Consider the following 16115-nt stretch of genomic DNA (forward strand, 5'->3'; position numbering starts at 1 on the left):
GCCATCCTCGCGATCCAATGAGCGCTCGGAGGGCGACCTCAGATCCAGACATCGTTGTCTGCCGTTCGCTCATGGGTTTCGCCCGTGTTGATGACCCCGCGAGGTTCGATCAACAGCACTTTCACTTCCTGGGCAGCCCAGGGCTTGTGTTCGATGCCTTTCTTGACGACGTACATCTCGCCAGGGCCGATCGTCACCGCGCCGTCGCGAAAATCGATACGAAGCTCGCCTTCCAGCACGATGAAGGTTTCGTCGGTGTCTGCATGGGAGTGCCAGACGAAATCGCCTTCGAGCCGGGCGACCTTGAACTGGTAGTCGTTCATTTCAGCCACGACCTTGGGGGCCCACTGATCCTGGAACAGGGCGTACTTCTGGGCAAAGTTGACAGGGGAATCATGGGTAGCCATCGCGCAGTGCTCGTTATGGGACTTGGATGAAGCCGCAACAAGCTGCTCGACAGGCAGGGCAGCCTGGCGGAGCAGCTTGTGGACAGTGTGGCGCGACGCTGTTTCAGATTTCCCTGACGGGCGTCTCACCCTGGACGTTTTTGATCAACCCGATGACGTGCAGGCAGTCAGCCTTGTTCACGTAGGATTCGCCGCTGGCGATCGTTTCGTGATTACCCGCTCTCAAGCGCCAGCGCCATTGGCCTTTTCCGCTGCTCTGGGTGCCTCGGGTCTGTCTGTAGATTTCAAAGTACATCGGTTCGCTCCCTGCGATTGACTCATTCAAGACATGTTTTTGAACATGTCGTCGAAAGCCTAGCCAAGCTGAAAGTTTTCGCTATCGGAAATACGTTTCCAATGGTTATGAAATATTGCCGATAATGACAGCGTTCGCTCGAACTGACTCGAACCGGGAGCAAGTGGATGAACCGCAACGAATTGCGCAAGGCCGACATCAACCTGATGGTGGTGTTCGAAACGCTGATGCTTGAGCGCAATGTGACACGGGCGGCGGAAAAGCTGTTCCTGGGCCAGCCGGCCATCAGTTCGGCCCTCAACCGGTTGCGTGCGCGGTTCAACGATCCGCTGTTCATCCGCGTCGGCCATCGCATGGAGCCCACGGCGCGGGCGGAGGAGATCATCCGGCACCTGTCGCCGGCACTGGACTCGCTGTCGGTGGCCCTGAGCCTGACCCACGATTTCGACCCGGCCAGCAGCAACATGACGTTTCGTATCGGCCTGTCCGACGACGTCGAGTTCGGCCTGTTGCCGCCGTTGTTGCGCAGCCTGCGCCAGGAAGCGCCGCAGGTGGTGTTCGTGGTCCAGCACGTCGATTACTGGCGGATTCCCGATTTGCTGGCGTCGGGCGACATCACCGTGGGAATCAGCCAGACCCGCGGGCTGCCGGCCAATGCCAAGCGCAAGCTGTTGCGACACATCCAGCCTTGCGTGTTGCGGGCTGATGCCTCGCAGACGCCGCTGACCCTGGATGAATACTGCTCGCGACCCCACGTGCTGGTGTCCCATACCGCGAACGTGGCCGGTTTCGCTGACGAATGGCTGGCCGAGATCGGTCGCAAGCGCCAAGTGGTGCTGTCCGTGCCGCAGTACAGCGCGTTGCCGGCGCTGCTGGCCGGCACCGATATGATCGCCAGCCTGCCGGACTATACCGCCGTCGCCATGGCCGCTTCGGGCCAGTTGTTCAACGAGCCCTTTCCGTTCAAGACACCGACCCTGGACCTGTCCATGGTCTGGCTGAGCCATGTCGACAGCGATCCGGCGGAACGCTGGTTGCGGTCTCGGCTGGAGGCGTTCATGAGTGAGCGCGGGGTTTCGGCGCAATTGCTCGGTTAGAGCAGTACATGGCTTTCTGTGGCGAGGGGATTTATCCCCGCTGGGGCGCGAAGCGGCCCTCTGCGTTGGACCTGACACGCCGCAGCGACAGTTGGATTTTTGGGTCTGCTTCGCAGCCCAGCGGGGATAAATCCCCTCGCCACAAAGTTCTGTGTTTATCCCTGGAATCTGGTTTAACCAAAAAGCTCTGCGCTTAGTCCCGCAGGGGGACTCAACCACAGGATTCTGTGCTTGAGCGATCCGGCGGAACGCTGGTTGCGGTCTCGGCTGGAGGCGTTCATGAGTGAGCGCGGGGTTTCGGCGCAATTGCTCGGTTAGAGCAGTACATGGCTTTCTGTGGCGAGGGGATTTATCCCCGCTGGGGCGCGAAGCGGCCCTCTGCGTTGGACCTGACACGCCGCAGCGACAGTTGGATTTTTGGGTCTGCTTCGCAGCCCAGCGGGGCGGTGCGACGTGAGGTGGTCAACTTTTTCCGGACACCTCAATCGGTGTTTTTCAGGCTGCTTGCCGCTCATACTGATTGGGCGGTAAATAGCCCAAGGATGAATGGATTCGCCTTCCGTTGTAGAACCGCACGATGTAGTCCGTGATGTCCTTGATCGCTTCGCCATGGTTGGCGTAATCCTTGCGCCAAACACGCTCCATCTTCAGATTCAAGAAGAAGCGCTCCATGACCGCATTGTCCCAGCAGTTGCCCTTGCGACTCATGCTGCAACGCATTCCATGCCGCTTCAGCAAGTCCTGGTAGTCCGTACCGGCATACTGGCTGCCTCGATCCGAGTGTGCGATCAGGCCCGGTTCTGGTTGCCTCTGCGCGATGGCCAGTTGCATCGCACTGCATACCAACTCTGCCCGCATGTGGGGTGCCATGGCCCAGCCCACGATCTTGCGTGAGTACAGGTCCATGACGGCCGCCAGGTACAGCCAGCCGCTGCGGGTGCGGATGTAAGTGATGTCAGCGACCCACGACTGGTTGATGCGCTCGGGGTTGAACTGGCGATTGAGCAGGTTTTCAGCCACCGGAAAATTGTGATTGCTGTCAGTGGTATGAACGAACTTGCGTTTCCAGATCGGGCGCAAATCCTGTTGTTTCATCAGGCGGCGGACCTTGTTCCGCCCAACGGAGACGCCAGTGTCACGCAGCGCTTTCACCAAACGACGACTGCCATAACAGTGTTCATTGGACACGAAGGCAGCCTTGAGCTGAGCGGCAACCGAGCACACAGGTTTTGGCTTCAAACGCCTCTGACGAGCTTCGTAAAACCCCGAACGACTGATCCGCAACACCCGGCAGATACGCGCCACCGGGTAGGCCTTGCATTGAATTTGGTGAACCAACTGGTGGATCACTTCAACTCGCGGGCAAAGAAGGCCGTAGCTTTTTTTAATATGTCATTATCCGTCTTCAGTTCGCGGACTTGCTGTTCAAGCTGGCGAATACGCTGCTGGTCGCTGGTCAATGGTTTGCCAATCCCCGTACCGCCCGACTGCTCGGTTTGATACTGCTGAACCCAGCGGCGCACGGCGGTGTCGCTCAGGCCTAAATCGGTACAAACCGAGTTCACGCTCAGACCTTGATCAACAATCATCTTGCAGACCTTCAGCTTGAACTCGGCGTCGAATTTTCTGTATTTCTTAGTCATGGAATATTCCTCAATGGGTGTAGTTTCACCCATTGAGGTGTCCGGGGCCATTAGACCAGCTCAACGTTTCGCTAAATCCCCTCGCCACAAAGTTCTGTGTTTATCCCTGGAATCTGGTTTAACCAAAAAGCTCTGTGCTTAGTCCCGGAGGGGGATTTAACCACAGGATTCTGTGCTTGAGCGCCAAGTAGGGGTATGGTTGCGTCGGCTGAATTTACCTCGTCACATTTCGAACCGGAGTCGAACCCATGCCTCACCTGCACATCGAATACACCGCCAACCTGCCCGAGCTGAACGCCGACGTCGCGTTGCTGCGCTTGAACAACGCGCTGGTGGCGTCCGGTCAGTTCGCGGAGACGGACATCAAGAGCCGGGCGGTGAAGGTCGAGCATTTCCGGGTGGGTACCGGTTTGGGCGAGCGTGGTTTCGTGCACGTGCAGTTGGCGTTGCTGAGCGGTCGCTCGCCGGAAATCAAGAAGCAACTGGGAGAAAGCCTGTTGACCGTGATTCAGGACCTGGGCCCGTGGCCGACCGGTCTCAGCGTGCAGTTCAGCGTTGAGATCGTCGATATGGATCGCGGCTGCTACGCTAAGGCTATCCTCGACAACTGAAGCTCAAGCGTCAGCCTGGTGCACGGCCAGGCAATCTGGCAGGGGTGAGCCTGCACCGGCATGGCACAGATTGATGCTTTGCAAGATGGTGCGCACATGGTCGTACATGCCTTCGGCTTTGAACGTGGGACGCATGCCGGTGCGGGTGTTGATGAACAGTTCGTCCTTGAAGCAGGTCCGCAGTTTCTTCAGGCAGTAACTCACCGTCGACTGGCTGACACACAATGCCTCGGACACGCTGCTGACACTGCTTTGCTCGTACACGGCGCTAAACACCATGAGGTCTTGCATATCGAGCTTTCTGAGGGAGTTACTGTTTAGCATCCGTTGCTTCTCGCTGTGCTCCTTGCGCGGATCTTGCGCAAACAAGATCCGTGATCCTAACGGAACGATGGTCCCAAGTGAATGCCGTCGGGACTGTTTCGCTGTCGGGAACGGGACAGATTCTGTAGGGAATACGACGAACAGAATGTCTTACGCGTACCGAGATTGTTTAGCGCATTCCCATCCATGCTCCATCAAATCCAGGTTTAACGACGCGGGTCGGCGTGGGACGCTCCCGGGGTGTGTTTCCTGTGATGCGCTTATGGACGGTCGGCCTGCAGCATGCCTGTACCCATCATCTGCCCCGGTCGGTCCGGTCGGTCGACTCACGCCTGTCTTCGCTCCGTCATTGTGTGCCTTGCCTTCTGAGCTGGCTTTCTGGGCCCTCTGGCATTGCCGTCACGCCCGTCCTCCAGATGTCCGTATTTCCTGTTGATCACTCACGGTGTCCGCTCATGGTGGGCACAGACTGACGGCGCCTAGGCGTTCGTCCGACATGGAAATACGAGCATTCTCATGAGCATTGCCAATCCTGTTTTTGCGCCCGTTGAACAAGCCCGGGCATTCCTAGCCCAGCACCCGGATATCGAACTGTTCGAACTGTTTATCCTCGACAACAATGGCGTGCCCAGGGGCAAGTTGTTGCACCGGGATGAATTGCTGGCGGTCTATGAAAGCGGCCGTCCGCTGCCGAGCACGATCCTCGGGTTGACCCTCAACGGTGATGATGTGGAAAACTCGGGGCTGGTGTGGGATGTCGGTGATATCGATTGCCGGGCCTACCCCATCAGCGGCAGTTTGCAACGCATGCCGTGGCGGTTGATTCCCACCGCTGCCGTGCAGGTCGCCATGCATCCCCAGGAAGGCATGCCGGCGGCCATCGCCGATCCGCGTTATCTGCTCAGCCGAGTGGTCGAGCGCTTGCAGGCCGACGGCTATTACCCGGTGATGGCGGCCGAGTTGGAGTTCTATCTGCTGGATGCGCAACGCGACAGCCAGGGCCGGCCGCAACCGGCGCGGGATGCCGATGGTGGCCGGCCGCGTGCCACCCAGGTCTACGGTCTGCGCGAGCTGGAGCAGATCGAGCCGTTCCTGGCGGACCTCTATGCGGCTTGCAAACTCCAGGGCATTCCGGCTCGCACGGCCATTTCCGAATACGCCCCGGGCCAGGTGGAAATCACCCTCGAACACCGCACCGATGCGTTGCAAGCCATGGATGAAGCCGTGCGCTACAAGCGACTGGTCAAGGGCGTGGCGCATAAACATGGCATGCTGGCGTGTTTCATGGCCAAGCCGTTCGATCATCTGGCGGGTTCCGGCATGCACATGCACGTCAGCCTGGCGGACCGCGAGGGCAATAACCTGTTTGCCAGCGAGGCCGCCGATGGCACGCCGTTGCTGCGCTGGGCGATAGGCGGAATGCTCGACACCCTGCTCGATTCGTTGCTGATGTTCTGCCCGAACGCCAACTCCTACCGGCGATTCCAGAGCAACAGTTACGCGCCCCTGACGGCGACCTGGGGCGTGGACAACCGCACCGTGAGCCTGCGGGTGCCAGGCGGTCCGGCCTTTTCCCGGCACATCGAGCATCGCGTCTGTGGCGCCGACGCCAACCCGTACCTCGCGGCCGCGGCGATACTGGCCGGCATTCACCGTGGCATACGGGAACAGTGCGATCCCGCTGCGCCCGTCGAAGGCAATGGATATGCGCAAGCGACCCGTTTATTGCCCACCGACTGGCTCACCGCCCTGCGCGCGCTCGAGGCCTCGGTCTGGGCACAAGAAGCCTTCGGTGGCGAATTCCTTGGTGTTTACCTGGCAGTCAAACGCGCCGAATACCGTCAGTTCATGGGCGAGGTGGGGGAGCAGGACTGGCGCTGGTACCTGAATCAAGCCTGACGACTGCGTCAGGTTTGTCACTTAAATAATAATTTAATAGCAACTTTTTCACGAAAAATTGATGGTGGGCTGCCTAAAGTTTGTGCTGCCGTAGGAAACGAATTTTTCACACTTTCCTTAGGCACTTCTTCTCCAAAGAGCAACTTTCAGGAAAACGCCCACCATCATGCTGACCATTAAAGCCGTGCGCCCCGAGTGGGTGACGCTGCTCGCCAGTGCCTTTTTATTAGTTGGTTTCAACGTCATTCTCTGGCAACACCTGCTGACGATCACGGCGGCTGACGGTCGGGGCCTGCTGATGTGCGCGGCCTTTGGCGTGATGATTTTCTGTGCATTCAACCTGGTACTGACCCTCGTGGCGTTCCGTCCGCTGCTCAAGCCCGTGCTGATGCTGATCTTCCTGATCAGCGCCGGCGTGGCGTATTTCATGGGCCAATACGGTGTCTTGATCGACGTCGGCATGTTGCGCAACTTTGCTGAAACCAATGCCACCGAAGTCCGTGATCTGTTGTCGCTGAAGTTATTTGCCTATCTCGGGTTACTTGGTGTCTTACCCTCCTGGTTATTGTTCAAGACACCAATCAAGTACCGTAGCTGGCCTAAAGAGTTGCTAAGTAAGCTGATGGTCGGCGTGGCCTCGGCCGCGATGATTGGCGTGGTCGCCCTGGCGAATTACCAGGGTCTGTCTTCCCTGTTTCGCAACCACCACGAATTGCGCCTGATGATCGTGCCAAGCAACTATATCGGTGCTTCGATCGGCTACCTGCGCGAGCAGGTCGTGTCGGCCAAGCAACCGTTCGTCAAGCTGGGCGAGGATGCGAGTCGCAATCCGACCTGGCAGACCCATACCCGCAAGTCCCTGACCGTACTGGTAGTAGGGGAGAGCGCCCGGGCCGAGAACTTCGGCATCCTCGGTTACAACCGTGATACCACGCCGAAGTTGAATCACGAGGCCGGCCTGATCGCCTTCACGGATGTGCATTCCTGCGGTACCGAAACCGCTGTGTCGGTGCCATGCATGTTTTCCAACATGGGCCGCAAGAACTACGACGCCAGCAAGGCCAAGCATGAGGAAGGCTTGCTGGATGTACTCCAGCGCGCGGGTCTGGAGGTGATCTGGCGGGATAACCAGTCTGGCTGCAAAGGTACCTGCGACCGGGTCACCCTGCAGGACGTGAGCAATCTCAAGGATCCGGCCCTGTGCGCCAACAGCGAGTGCCGGGACGAGATCCTGCTCCAGGGACTGCAGCATTTCATCGACACCCTGGACAGGGACACGGTGCTGGTCCTGCACCAGATGGGCAGCCACGGGCCTGAGTACTTCAAGCGTTATCCCAAGGAGTACGAACACTTCACGCCGGTGTGCGAAAGCAATGCGCTGAACAATTGCAGCCGCGAAAGCATCGTCAACGGCTACGACAATACGCTGGTGTACACCGATCATGTCCTGTCGACCCTGATCGATCTGCTGCGGGCCAACCAGGACAAGGTCGATACGGCCATGCTGTACCTGTCGGACCACGGTGAGTCCCTGGGCGAATACAACCTGTTTCTCCATGGCACGCCCTACATGCTGGCCCCGGAGCAACAGAAGCATGTGGCGATGCTCGCCTGGTTTTCCGACAGCTATCAGAAGTCCTTCGCCGTAGACACCCATTGCCTGCAGATGAGTCGGGAAAAGCCCTTGAGCCAGGACAACCTGTTTCACTCGATGCTCGGGTTGCTGGAGGTCAACAGCAAGGTCTATAACCGCGACCTGGATCTGTTCGCCGGCTGTCGCGGCTCAGTGATTGACGGTGTGTTGGCGCGGGAGTGATTGCCTACACCTTTTTTTCACGCCGCGCCGTTTAAGCTGTTATCTGTCCATTATCCAAGAGCCGTTCGTATGTCCGGGCTATCCCCCTCCACCGTCGAGCTTGAGTTCGCCAGGCATCACGACCAGGAGCATGCGCAAGTCTGCTCCCAGCCGGCGCCTCGACGGTTGCGCCTGGCGTTCTGGCGTGATGAGCACATGGTGCGCAACGCCCTGAAAGTGGCCGGTGAGCCGGGGTTGGTGCTGGACGTGGCGTGTGGGGCAGGGCGGTTCTGGCCGGTGCTGGCCGAACATGCCAACCGGGTGATCCTGGCGGCGGATCCATCGCAGGATATGCTTGACCACGCACTTACCCACCATGGCGGCGCGTTGCTCAACCGGGTCAAGACCTTTCCAAGTTCGGCGTTTACCATCGGGCTGTCGGAAAACGCGGTGGATTGTATTTGTTGCCTGCAATTGTTTCGCCACGTGAGTGCCAGTGAGCATCGCCTGGCGCTGCTGCGCGAGTTTCATCGGGTCAGTCGCGACACGGTCATCGTATCGGTGCAAATCGACGGACGTTTCAAGCTTGGCCATCCATCGCAACGAAACCTGGCGGACAAGGCTGATGTCGAGGCCGAGTTCCTCCAGGCGGGTTTCAACGTGCTGTGGCACCAGGACTTCCTGCCCGGTTTTGCGTTGACGCGGGTTTATGTGTTGCGTAAGACCAGTTAGCTTCCAATGTAGGACTATTCTTGCCGTTGCGCAGGCGATTTCTCTCAGGCTCATGCTCTATGGATGCTCGCAATCGCTGACGGCGATATATACTGCGCGCCATTCTTCAAGGGAGAGCCGTGTGGCCATCGATATTCACTGGATTCGCGACAACGATAGCCTCGGTCGGTTTTGCGCCGAATGGCAGCAGTTGCCCTTCGTCGCCCTCGACACCGAATTCATGCGGGTCGACACCTTTTACCCCATCGCCGGTTTGCTGCAGATCGGCGATGGCAAGCGTGCCTACCTGATCGACCCCTTGACCATCGACAACTGGCAGCCCCTGGCCGCGCTGCTGGAGAACCCGGCCGTGCTCAAGGTGCTGCACGCCTGCAGCGAAGACCTTGAAGTCCTGCTGCGCCTGACCCGCAGCCTGCCCGCGCCGCTGTTCGATACACAACTGGCTGCTGCGTACCTGAACCTGGGTTTCTCCATGGGGTACTCGCGTCTGGTTCAGGATGTACTGGGCATCGAGTTGCCCAAGGGCGAGACCCGCTCCGACTGGTTGCAACGGCCGCTGTCCGAAACGCAGATCAGCTACGCCGCGGAAGATGCGGTGCACCTGGCTGAAGTTTTCGTACAACTGCGTCCCAAACTTTCCGATGAGAAGTACGCCTGGGTGCTGGAGGACGGCGCTGAGCTGGTCGCCAACCTGCGCCGCGAAGTCGACCCTGATGAGGTGTACCGCGAAGCCAAGCTGGCCTGGAAACTGTCCCGTGCGCAATTGGCCGTGCTGCGTGAGCTCTGCGCCTGGCGCGAGCGAGAGGCGCGGGCCCGTGACCTGCCACGTAACCGCATCGTTCGCGAGCATTCGCTGTGGCCCCTGGCCCGTACCCAGCCGGATAACATCGGTGCGCTGGCGAAAATTGAAGACATGCATCCGCGTACCGTGCGCCAGGACGGCGAGTTCCTGCTGGATTTGATCAAGCGCGCTGCCAGCGTACCGCCCGAGCAATGGCCGCCGGCCGTGGCCGAGCCGTTGCCCATCGAGGCCGCGGCGCTGGTCAAGCGTCTGCGGGCCCTGGGGCAGGCTGAAGCCGAACGCCTGGGCATTGCCCCGGAACTGATGCTGCGCAAGAAAACCCTCGAAGCGCTGATCAAGAGCGGCTTCCCCGAGGGTCCTTACCAACTGCCTGATTCGCTGCGTGGCTGGCGCCGCGAACTGATGGGCCAGGCGCTGCTCGACAGCCTGGCCACTGCCGGAGAACAGCCTTGAAACGTATTTGCTCCATTTACCGCAGCTCGAAGAAAAACGAGATGTACCTGTATGTGCTCAAGAGCGATGCTTTGGCCCGTGTGCCTGAGCCGTTGATGAATGCCTTTGGCAAGGCGATCCATGCCTTCGACCTGGTCCTGAGCCCTGAGCGGCAGTTGTCCCGGGAGGACATCAACAAGGTACTGGAGAACCTCGACACCCAGGGTTATCACCTGCAGATGCCGCCGGCCGAAGACGAGTACATCGAACATTTGCCCGAAGAGTTGCTGCGACGCAACGACCCGGTCTGAGGCGATACCGAGGCACCCGTCCTGGGGCCTCTTGAGACACACTGGATTTTCTTGACGATCGCCGCATGGATGGAGCGACACTCTGTCGGCGTTCGTCTGCACTGTTTTTGAAAGGTTTGATTCATGCGCGTTCTGATTGCCGAACACGACCACGCGGTATATGCCCAACTGTTGCGCCAGGCTGCACCCGATATCGAAGTGCTGACCAGCGGCGACTCCGCCGAATTGTCGCGGCTGGCTGCCGATTGCACGGTCTGGCTGGGCCAGCCCGATCTGCTGGCCACCCTGTTGCGCCAGGGTCATCGACCCCGGTGGCTGCAATCGACCTGGGCGGGTATCACGCCGCTGCTGGCCGAGGGGCTGACACGTGACTACCGGCTGACCCGTGCGGTGGGCATTTTCGGCCAGTTGATGGCGGAGTACGTACTGACCTACATGCTCGGGCATGAGCGCGAAGTGCTGGCGCGGCTGGTCAGCCAGGTCGAACGCAAGTGGGACAACCGCCAGGGGCAGGGCCTGGCGGGGCGCAAGGCGCTGATCGTCGGGACCGGTGATATTGGTCAACGGATCGCGCAATTCCTGGTGCCGTTCGGGGTTCAGCTCTATGGCATTGCCAGCGAGGCACGGGAGCTGGCGCCTTTCGTCGAAGTCGGGGCGATGCAGGATCTGCCGCGCCTGGTCGGCGAAGTGGATTACGTCATCAACCTGCTGCCCAACACGCCCCACACCCATGATGTGTATGACGCGGCGCTGTTCAAGCAATTCAAGCCCACCGGACTGTTCATCAATGTTGGCCGCGGCGTGGCCGTGGTGGACGCGGACCTGGTGCAAGCCTTGAAAGACGGGCACCTGGCCGGCGCAGTGATCGACGTTTGCCGGCAGGAACCGTTACCGCAGCGTCATCCGTTCTGGACAGCCTGGGGCCTGCTGCTGACCGGGCACAGTTCGGCACCGACCTCGCCGCCGCTGATGATGCAGCTGTTCCTGGATAACCTGCGCGCCTACCAGGCCGGCGAAGCCTTGCGCGGAGAAGTGGACTTCACCCGAGGGTACTGACCCCACCAATCAAAACCTGTGGGAGCGAGCCTGCTCGCGATAGCGGTGTGTCAGTCAACATTGACGCTGGCTGATCCACCGCCATCGCGAGCGGGTTCGCTCCCACAGGGTGGCATTGCCCCCCTACCGACAGTCGCCAACGCTTGGCCTGAAGAAGTCCCGGCACTAGACTGTCGGCCTTTTCACCACCTGATGTTGATGCTCGAGCCATGGCCGCCAAAGTCGAACCCTTCTGGATCCGCAAGACCCTCGATCAGCTCGATGCGCAGGAGTGGGAATCGCTGTGCGACGGCTGTGGCCTGTGCTGCCTGCAAAAACTCGAAGACGAAGACGATAACAGCGTCTACTACACCCGCATCGCCTGCAAGCTGCTGGACCTGAAAACCTGCCAGTGCACCGATTACCCGCGCCGCCGCGAGTCCGTTCCCGATTGCATCCAGCTCACGCCGGGCAAGGCCGATGAGTTCAAGTGGCTGCCGCCGACCTGCGCTTACCGGCTGGTCAGCGAGGGCAAGAACCTGCCGCTGTGGCACCATCTGGTCTGTGGTGACCGCGATGCTGTGCACCACGAACGCATTTCCCAGTCCGGGCGCATGCTGGCCGAAGGCAGCGTGCCCGAAGACGATTGGGAAGATCATCTGATTTTTCGCGCCGGCTGAATCGTCGGGCGTTGCATCACCGGGGAGAGCCCATGGGCGCAGGATTGAAACGGATGCTGGCGGCCGTTGGGCTGCTGGCGGTGTGCGCACCGTTGTGGGCGGCGCAGAAAGTCGATCTGGATTATCACGTGCACCTGTTGCCGCAGAGCGATCAGGCCGAAGTGCGCATGACCCTGGCCCGAGGCTCGGCGGTGCGCAGCCTGGATTTCGACCTCGGCGACGGCAGTCGCTACAGCGATTTCAAGGCGGACGGTCAATGGCAGCTTACGCCGGGTAAGACCGCGCGAGGCCTCTGGCGCCCGAGCGCCGACAAGGCGAGCCTGACCTACCGCGTGCGCATCAGCCATGGGCGCAAGAACGGCACTTTCGAAACCCGCATGACGCCGGGCTGGGCCTTGTTGCGCGGTGATGACCTGGTGCCGTCGGCCCGGCTCGACCAGCAGGATGGCGTCGAACTGGTGGCACGTCTGGACGTTGAATTGCCCACCGGCTGGAAAAGCATCGAGACGCCTTGGCCGCGCATCGGCAAGCAACGTTTTCGCATCGACAACCCTTCGCGCCTGTTCGACCGTCCCACGGGCTGGATGCTGGCCGGTAAACTCGGCAGCCGCCGCACGCGCCTGGGCGAAACCGAAGTCACCGTAGCCTCACCCCGAGGCCAGGGCATGCGCCGGATGGACGTGCTGACACTGCTGACCTTTGTCTGGCCGCAGGTGCAGGCGCTGATACCGCGCCACCCCACCAAGTTGCTGATTGTCGGAGCCCAGGACCCGATGTGGCGGGGTGCCCAGGCGGGTCATGAGTCGATCTACCTGCACAGCCGCCCGCCACTGGTCAGCGAACGGGGCACCAGCCCGTTGCTGCGGGAGCTGGTGCAGACACTCGCCCGTGTCCACGACCGTGAACGCAGCGACTGGATCAGCGAAGGCCTGGCCGAGTACTACGCCATCGAACTGCTACGCCGCGCCGGCGGCATGAGCGACGAGCGTTACCAGACTCTGAATGAGCGCCTTGCCCGGGACAGCCAGGGCGTGACGACCCTGCGCGGCGAGCAGGTCAGCCCCGCGATGGAGGCCAAGGCGGTGCTGTTGCTGCAGGAGCTGGATCGGGAGATTCGTTTGAAAACCCGTAACAAGCGCTCCCTCGATGACGTCCTGCAGGCCGCGATGCGCCTGGAGACGGTCGACACCCGGGAGTTCGTGCAGCTCAGTGAGAGCATTCTGGGTGGTGCTTCTACTGTGCTGGATAACCGGTTACTCCAGTAATACCGCATCGCGAGCAGGCTCGCTCCCACAGGGAAGCGCATTCCAATGTGGGAGCGAGCCTGCTCGCGATGGGGCCATCAGCCCCAGCGCAGTTTTCCGCTCAAAGCCCAGCCTTCGGCGAATCCAACGAATCATTCCCCGTCACCGTAGCCGTGCCGGTGGCCGCCTCGGCGTTGGCCTTCATGCGGCTCAGTTCATCGCCGGCCTGCTCGATCCGGGCGCGGGCGCTGCTCAGGTTTTGGCGGCTCTTCTCCAGCAGCGTCTTGGCCGAGCAATGCCCGGTAATGCCCCGTGCCAGCGCCATGCCACCGATGGCCAGTTGAGCCAGACCAATGATGCCGCCACGCCGCAAGCCCTTGCCCATCATCAGCACGCCGCCGGCCAGGGAGCCCGCGCGTTCCCAGCCGTGCACGTTTTGCGCAGGGCGGGATTGGAACGGGGTGCTCTCGATCGGCTCGAACGGATTGTTATCGCTCATGGTCTGTCTCCAGTGTGGGGATTGGTATAAAGCTGACTGCCGGAGCGAATCCGTCGTTCCATGGAATTTCCCACCGGTCAGCGGAATTGCGGCCCCGAGCGGGTGTTGTTGCCTTTGGCCATGCGGTCGTACAGCACGACGTTGACCGTGGCTGCCAGGTTCATGCAACCGGTGGTGGGGATGTACACCACGTCTTCGCACCAATCCCGGATGTCTTTGTCCAGCGAGCCGTCTTCGGGGCCGAAGATATACAGCGCCCGGTCCGGGTGGGTGTATTCAGGCAGGGGGCGGGCGCCCTCCACCAGCTCCACGGCCACCGGCACGCAGCCCAGGGGCAGGATTTTCTTCAGGTCGTCGATGCCGATCAACGGAATGTCGTAGTGGACTTTCTTGGTGTCGGTGACGAAGTCGGCGGCGCGTTCATAGCGCTTGCCGGTGTAGAACACCGACGCCACGCCGTAGCAGCCGGCAGCACGCATGACCGAGCCGACGTTTTCCGGTGATTTGGGGTTGAACAGACCGATGCAGCTGTAGCGTTTGTTGGCCACGGGCGGGGTGCCTTTGGGAAAAGGCGCGATTATACGGGGAATGGGGGAGGGTGGTCAGTTTCGAGATTGGCGGTGAAGGGGGCTCCGCCATCGCGAGCAGGCTCGCTCCCACATTGGAATGCGATTTCCTGTGGGAGCGAGCCTGCTCGCGATGAGGGCCTGACAGGCGCTCAGTGCCCTACCGGTTACTCGTCTTTCTTCATCAACCCTGCCAGCGCGGCAAACGGGTTGTGAGTCGCCTTGGCGATTTTCGGGGTGCTCAGGGAGCCGTCGCCGAAGTACTGCTGGTCGGTGTAGCGCGAGTGCTCGTTGTCGTGGCAGTACAGGCACAGCAGTTCCCAGTTGGAACCGTCCTGCGGGTTGTTGTCGTGGTTGTGGTCGCGGTGGTGAACGGTCAGTTCGCTCAGGCGCTTGCCGGAGAATTCACGGGCGCAGCGGCCGCAGACGTGGGGGTACATTTTCAGCGCTTTGTCGCGGTAACCCATTTCCCGGTCACGCTGGGCGTCGGCGAGGATGCGGTCCAACTTCGCGGTATTGGAAGGAGGTGTTGACGAACTCATGGGTTCACCTTTGTAAAAAAGACTGATGACGGTTGTACGAAGTTTAGCTCAGCCCTTGAGCTTCTCGGCAATCCAGATGGTGTGGCGGGTGCCTTTGTTGCCATGGGCGAACACCTGCACCTCTTCGGCCTTGAAACCGGCCTTCTTCAGTTTGTCGGAAAACTGTCGGTCAGCGCTGGCCGACCAGACCGCCAACACACCCTTGGGTCGCAGGGCCTTGGCGCAGGCGGCCAGGCCGCCGGCCGAATACAGCCAACTGTTGGCCTTCTGGGTCAAGCCTTCGGGGCCATTGTCGACATCCAGCATGATCGCGTCGAAACCCTGGGGCTCGGCTTGCAGCACCTTGGCCACATCTTCCAGGCGGATCACCGTGCGCGGGTCCTCCAGCGGCCGCCCGGCCTTTTCGCCCAGGGGGCCACGATTCCACTCCACCACGCCGGGCACCAGCTCGGCCACCACCACTTCGGCGTTCTTACCCAGGTGCTTGAGGGCCGAGGCGAGGGTGAAACCCATGCCGAGGCCGCCGATCAGCACGCGAGAACCAGGACGACCGGCGACCTTGCGGCAGGGAATTTCCGCCAGGGCGTCTTCGGAGCCGTGCATGCGGGTGTTCATCAACTGCCCGCCGTCACCGCCCTGGATCTTGATGACGAAGTCTTCGCCGTACTCGAACAGGCACAGGGCACCGCCATTGTCAGGGATGGGAGTGGTGTCGAGCAGGACAAAACGTTTCATGGAAATCTCATGGACAAGGGCAGACCGGCCCGGTAAGGACTAGCCTGAAGACAGACAGTAGCCACGGAGCCATTGATGAAGTGCATCATTCTAACGGCCATTGCCCTGGCGGCGCTCTCAATAAGTTATGCACAGGCCCAGCAGCCGACGATTCCGGTCAACCCTCCGAGCATCCCCGGTTCGCCCGGTACCGCCACACCGATGCCCTACCCACCGGTCGCGCCCAGCAGTGTGCCCAGCGCCGGCCCCGGAAATGCCGGGCCGCCCTTGCTGCCGCCGATTGAAATGCCCAGGCCGCCGAAGGATCAGCCGTTGCCAGGGATGGAGGTGAAGCCGCCGAAGGTCAAGTCGCCGGGAGGCTGAACCCATGTCCCAGGTGAATGAAGAACCCTGTGGGAGCGAGCCTGCTCGCGATAGCGCCGGATCAATCAATATCCATGTGACTGACCCACCGCTATCGCGAGCA

The 16115-nt window shown here is 60.7% G+C and carries 18 protein-coding genes and 1 pseudogene; 11 read left to right on the forward strand and 8 right to left on the reverse strand.

Going from position 1 to position 16115, the window contains the following annotated elements; translation table 11 throughout:
- Positions 1-38 precede the first annotated feature (38 nt).
- Both LOY67_RS07040 and LOY67_RS07045 read right to left on the reverse strand, forming a co-directional pair.
- Positions 39-407, reverse strand: a complete 369-nt coding sequence (locus tag LOY67_RS07040) for a cupin domain-containing protein (protein ID WP_041023897.1) — start codon at positions 405-407, stop codon at positions 39-41.
- Positions 408-510: 103 nt separating this feature from the next.
- A complete protein-coding gene (locus tag LOY67_RS07045) occupies positions 511-702 on the reverse strand; it encodes a YegP family protein (protein ID WP_265066538.1) in 192 nt (63 codons plus the stop codon).
- A 167-nt stretch (positions 703-869) separates the two neighbouring features.
- Here LOY67_RS07045 and LOY67_RS07050 point away from each other — a divergent pair, with 167 nt between their 5' ends.
- Positions 870-1799, forward strand: a complete 930-nt coding sequence (locus LOY67_RS07050; protein ID WP_265066539.1) for a LysR substrate-binding domain-containing protein — start codon at positions 870-872, stop codon at positions 1797-1799.
- Between the two features lie 495 nt (positions 1800-2294).
- On the opposite strand, the gene LOY67_RS07055 is transcribed toward LOY67_RS07050, so the two are convergent.
- A protein-coding gene (locus LOY67_RS07055) for an IS3 family transposase (RefSeq protein ID WP_265067689.1) occupies positions 2295-3442 on the reverse strand; the annotation gives its coding sequence in 2 pieces (ribosomal slippage) (positions 2295-3187 and positions 3187-3442; 1149 coding nt in all).
- Between the two features lie 248 nt (positions 3443-3690).
- On the opposite strand from LOY67_RS07055, the gene LOY67_RS07060 reads away from it, so the two are divergent.
- Entirely contained in the window at positions 3691-4053 is a 363-nt protein-coding gene (locus LOY67_RS07060) for a 5-carboxymethyl-2-hydroxymuconate Delta-isomerase (protein WP_265066540.1), read from the forward strand.
- Between the two features lie 51 nt (positions 4054-4104).
- On the opposite strand, the pseudogene LOY67_RS07065 reads toward LOY67_RS07060, so the two are convergent.
- A pseudogene (locus tag LOY67_RS07065) lies at positions 4105-4377 on the reverse strand (LysR family transcriptional regulator); the annotation flags it as partial.
- Positions 4378-4893: 516 nt separating this feature from the next.
- Between LOY67_RS07065 and LOY67_RS07070 the strand changes: the two are divergent.
- The 8 genes from LOY67_RS07070 to LOY67_RS07105 all read left to right on the forward strand — a co-directional run bounded on the left by LOY67_RS07070 (position 4894) and on the right by LOY67_RS07105 (position 13328).
- On the forward strand, positions 4894-6276 hold the full coding sequence (locus tag LOY67_RS07070) for a glutamine synthetase family protein (RefSeq protein ID WP_265066541.1): 1383 nt from the start codon (positions 4894-4896) through the stop codon (positions 6274-6276).
- A 166-nt stretch (positions 6277-6442) separates the two neighbouring features.
- Positions 6443-8092: a phosphoethanolamine transferase gene (locus LOY67_RS07075; protein WP_265066542.1), complete on the forward strand. Its 1650-nt coding sequence runs from the start codon at positions 6443-6445 to the stop codon at positions 8090-8092.
- 69 nt (positions 8093-8161) lie between these two features.
- A complete protein-coding gene (locus tag LOY67_RS07080) occupies positions 8162-8803 on the forward strand; it encodes a class I SAM-dependent methyltransferase (RefSeq protein WP_265066543.1) in 642 nt (213 codons plus the stop codon).
- A gap of 121 nt (positions 8804-8924) precedes the next feature.
- Positions 8925-10058, forward strand: coding sequence for a ribonuclease D (gene rnd, locus LOY67_RS07085; RefSeq protein ID WP_265066544.1), 1134 nt, complete (start codon positions 8925-8927; stop codon positions 10056-10058).
- Positions 10055-10348: a YcgL domain-containing protein gene (locus tag LOY67_RS07090; protein ID WP_265066545.1), complete on the forward strand. Its 294-nt coding sequence runs from the start codon at positions 10055-10057 to the stop codon at positions 10346-10348. The genes rnd and LOY67_RS07090 overlap by 4 nt, the downstream gene beginning before the upstream one ends.
- A gap of 123 nt (positions 10349-10471) precedes the next feature.
- Entirely contained in the window at positions 10472-11404 is a 933-nt protein-coding gene (locus LOY67_RS07095) for a D-2-hydroxyacid dehydrogenase (RefSeq protein WP_265066546.1), read from the forward strand.
- A gap of 209 nt (positions 11405-11613) precedes the next feature.
- Positions 11614-12063, forward strand: a complete 450-nt coding sequence (locus tag LOY67_RS07100; RefSeq protein WP_265066547.1) for a YcgN family cysteine cluster protein — start codon at positions 11614-11616, stop codon at positions 12061-12063.
- Positions 12064-12095: 32 nt separating this feature from the next.
- Entirely contained in the window at positions 12096-13328 is a 1233-nt protein-coding gene (locus LOY67_RS07105) for a hypothetical protein (protein WP_265066548.1), read from the forward strand.
- A gap of 100 nt (positions 13329-13428) precedes the next feature.
- On the opposite strand, the gene LOY67_RS07110 is transcribed toward LOY67_RS07105, so the two are convergent.
- From LOY67_RS07110 to LOY67_RS07125, 4 genes are all read right to left on the reverse strand, one after another.
- On the reverse strand, positions 13429-13806 hold the full coding sequence (locus LOY67_RS07110) for a DUF2892 domain-containing protein (RefSeq protein ID WP_265066549.1): 378 nt from the start codon (positions 13804-13806) through the stop codon (positions 13429-13431).
- A 77-nt stretch (positions 13807-13883) separates the two neighbouring features.
- Positions 13884-14354 carry an RNA methyltransferase gene (locus LOY67_RS07115; protein WP_003198862.1) on the reverse strand — a complete coding sequence of 157 codons (471 nt, stop codon included), beginning with the start codon at positions 14352-14354 and terminating at the stop codon, positions 13884-13886.
- Positions 14355-14539: 185 nt separating this feature from the next.
- Positions 14540-14914, reverse strand: coding sequence for a YajD family HNH nuclease (locus LOY67_RS07120; protein WP_003184246.1), 375 nt, complete (start codon positions 14912-14914; stop codon positions 14540-14542).
- A gap of 48 nt (positions 14915-14962) precedes the next feature.
- The gene (locus LOY67_RS07125; RefSeq protein WP_258631780.1) at positions 14963-15649 is read right to left on the reverse strand and encodes a spermidine synthase; all 687 of its coding nucleotides are present in this window, start codon (positions 15647-15649) and stop codon (positions 14963-14965) included.
- A gap of 75 nt (positions 15650-15724) precedes the next feature.
- On the opposite strand from LOY67_RS07125, the gene LOY67_RS07130 reads away from it, so the two are divergent.
- Positions 15725-16012, forward strand: coding sequence for a hypothetical protein (locus LOY67_RS07130; RefSeq protein WP_265066550.1), 288 nt, complete (start codon positions 15725-15727; stop codon positions 16010-16012).
- Positions 16013-16115 lie beyond the last annotated feature (103 nt).

The organism is Pseudomonas sp. B21-056 (assembly GCF_026016325.1).
In the GTDB taxonomy this organism is placed as follows: Bacteria; Pseudomonadota; Gammaproteobacteria; order Pseudomonadales; family Pseudomonadaceae; genus Aquipseudomonas.

Bases quoted from the DNA above. Each gene is read 5' to 3' on its own strand.
- LOY67_RS07040 (WP_041023897.1), bottom strand. From the start codon at position 407: ATGGCTACCCATGATTCCCCTGTCAACTTTGCCCAGAAGTACGCCCTG.
- LOY67_RS07045 (WP_265066538.1), bottom strand. From the start codon at position 702: ATGTACTTTGAAATCTACAGACAGACCCGAGGCACCCAGAGCAGCGGA.
- LOY67_RS07050 (WP_265066539.1), top strand. From the start codon at position 870: ATGAACCGCAACGAATTGCGCAAGGCCGACATCAACCTGATGGTGGTG.
- LOY67_RS07060 (WP_265066540.1), top strand. From the start codon at position 3,691: ATGCCTCACCTGCACATCGAATACACCGCCAACCTGCCCGAGCTGAAC.
- LOY67_RS07070 (WP_265066541.1), top strand. From the start codon at position 4,894: ATGAGCATTGCCAATCCTGTTTTTGCGCCCGTTGAACAAGCCCGGGCA.
- LOY67_RS07075 (WP_265066542.1), top strand. From the start codon at position 6,443: ATGCTGACCATTAAAGCCGTGCGCCCCGAGTGGGTGACGCTGCTCGCC.
- LOY67_RS07080 (WP_265066543.1), top strand. From the start codon at position 8,162: ATGTCCGGGCTATCCCCCTCCACCGTCGAGCTTGAGTTCGCCAGGCAT.
- LOY67_RS07095 (WP_265066546.1), top strand. From the start codon at position 10,472: ATGCGCGTTCTGATTGCCGAACACGACCACGCGGTATATGCCCAACTG.
- LOY67_RS07100 (WP_265066547.1), top strand. From the start codon at position 11,614: ATGGCCGCCAAAGTCGAACCCTTCTGGATCCGCAAGACCCTCGATCAG.
- LOY67_RS07105 (WP_265066548.1), top strand. From the start codon at position 12,096: ATGGGCGCAGGATTGAAACGGATGCTGGCGGCCGTTGGGCTGCTGGCG.
- LOY67_RS07110 (WP_265066549.1), bottom strand. From the start codon at position 13,806: ATGAGCGATAACAATCCGTTCGAGCCGATCGAGAGCACCCCGTTCCAA.
- LOY67_RS07120 (WP_003184246.1), bottom strand. From the start codon at position 14,914: ATGAGTTCGTCAACACCTCCTTCCAATACCGCGAAGTTGGACCGCATC.
- LOY67_RS07125 (WP_258631780.1), bottom strand. From the start codon at position 15,649: ATGAAACGTTTTGTCCTGCTCGACACCACTCCCATCCCTGACAATGGC.
- LOY67_RS07130 (WP_265066550.1), top strand. From the start codon at position 15,725: ATGAAGTGCATCATTCTAACGGCCATTGCCCTGGCGGCGCTCTCAATA.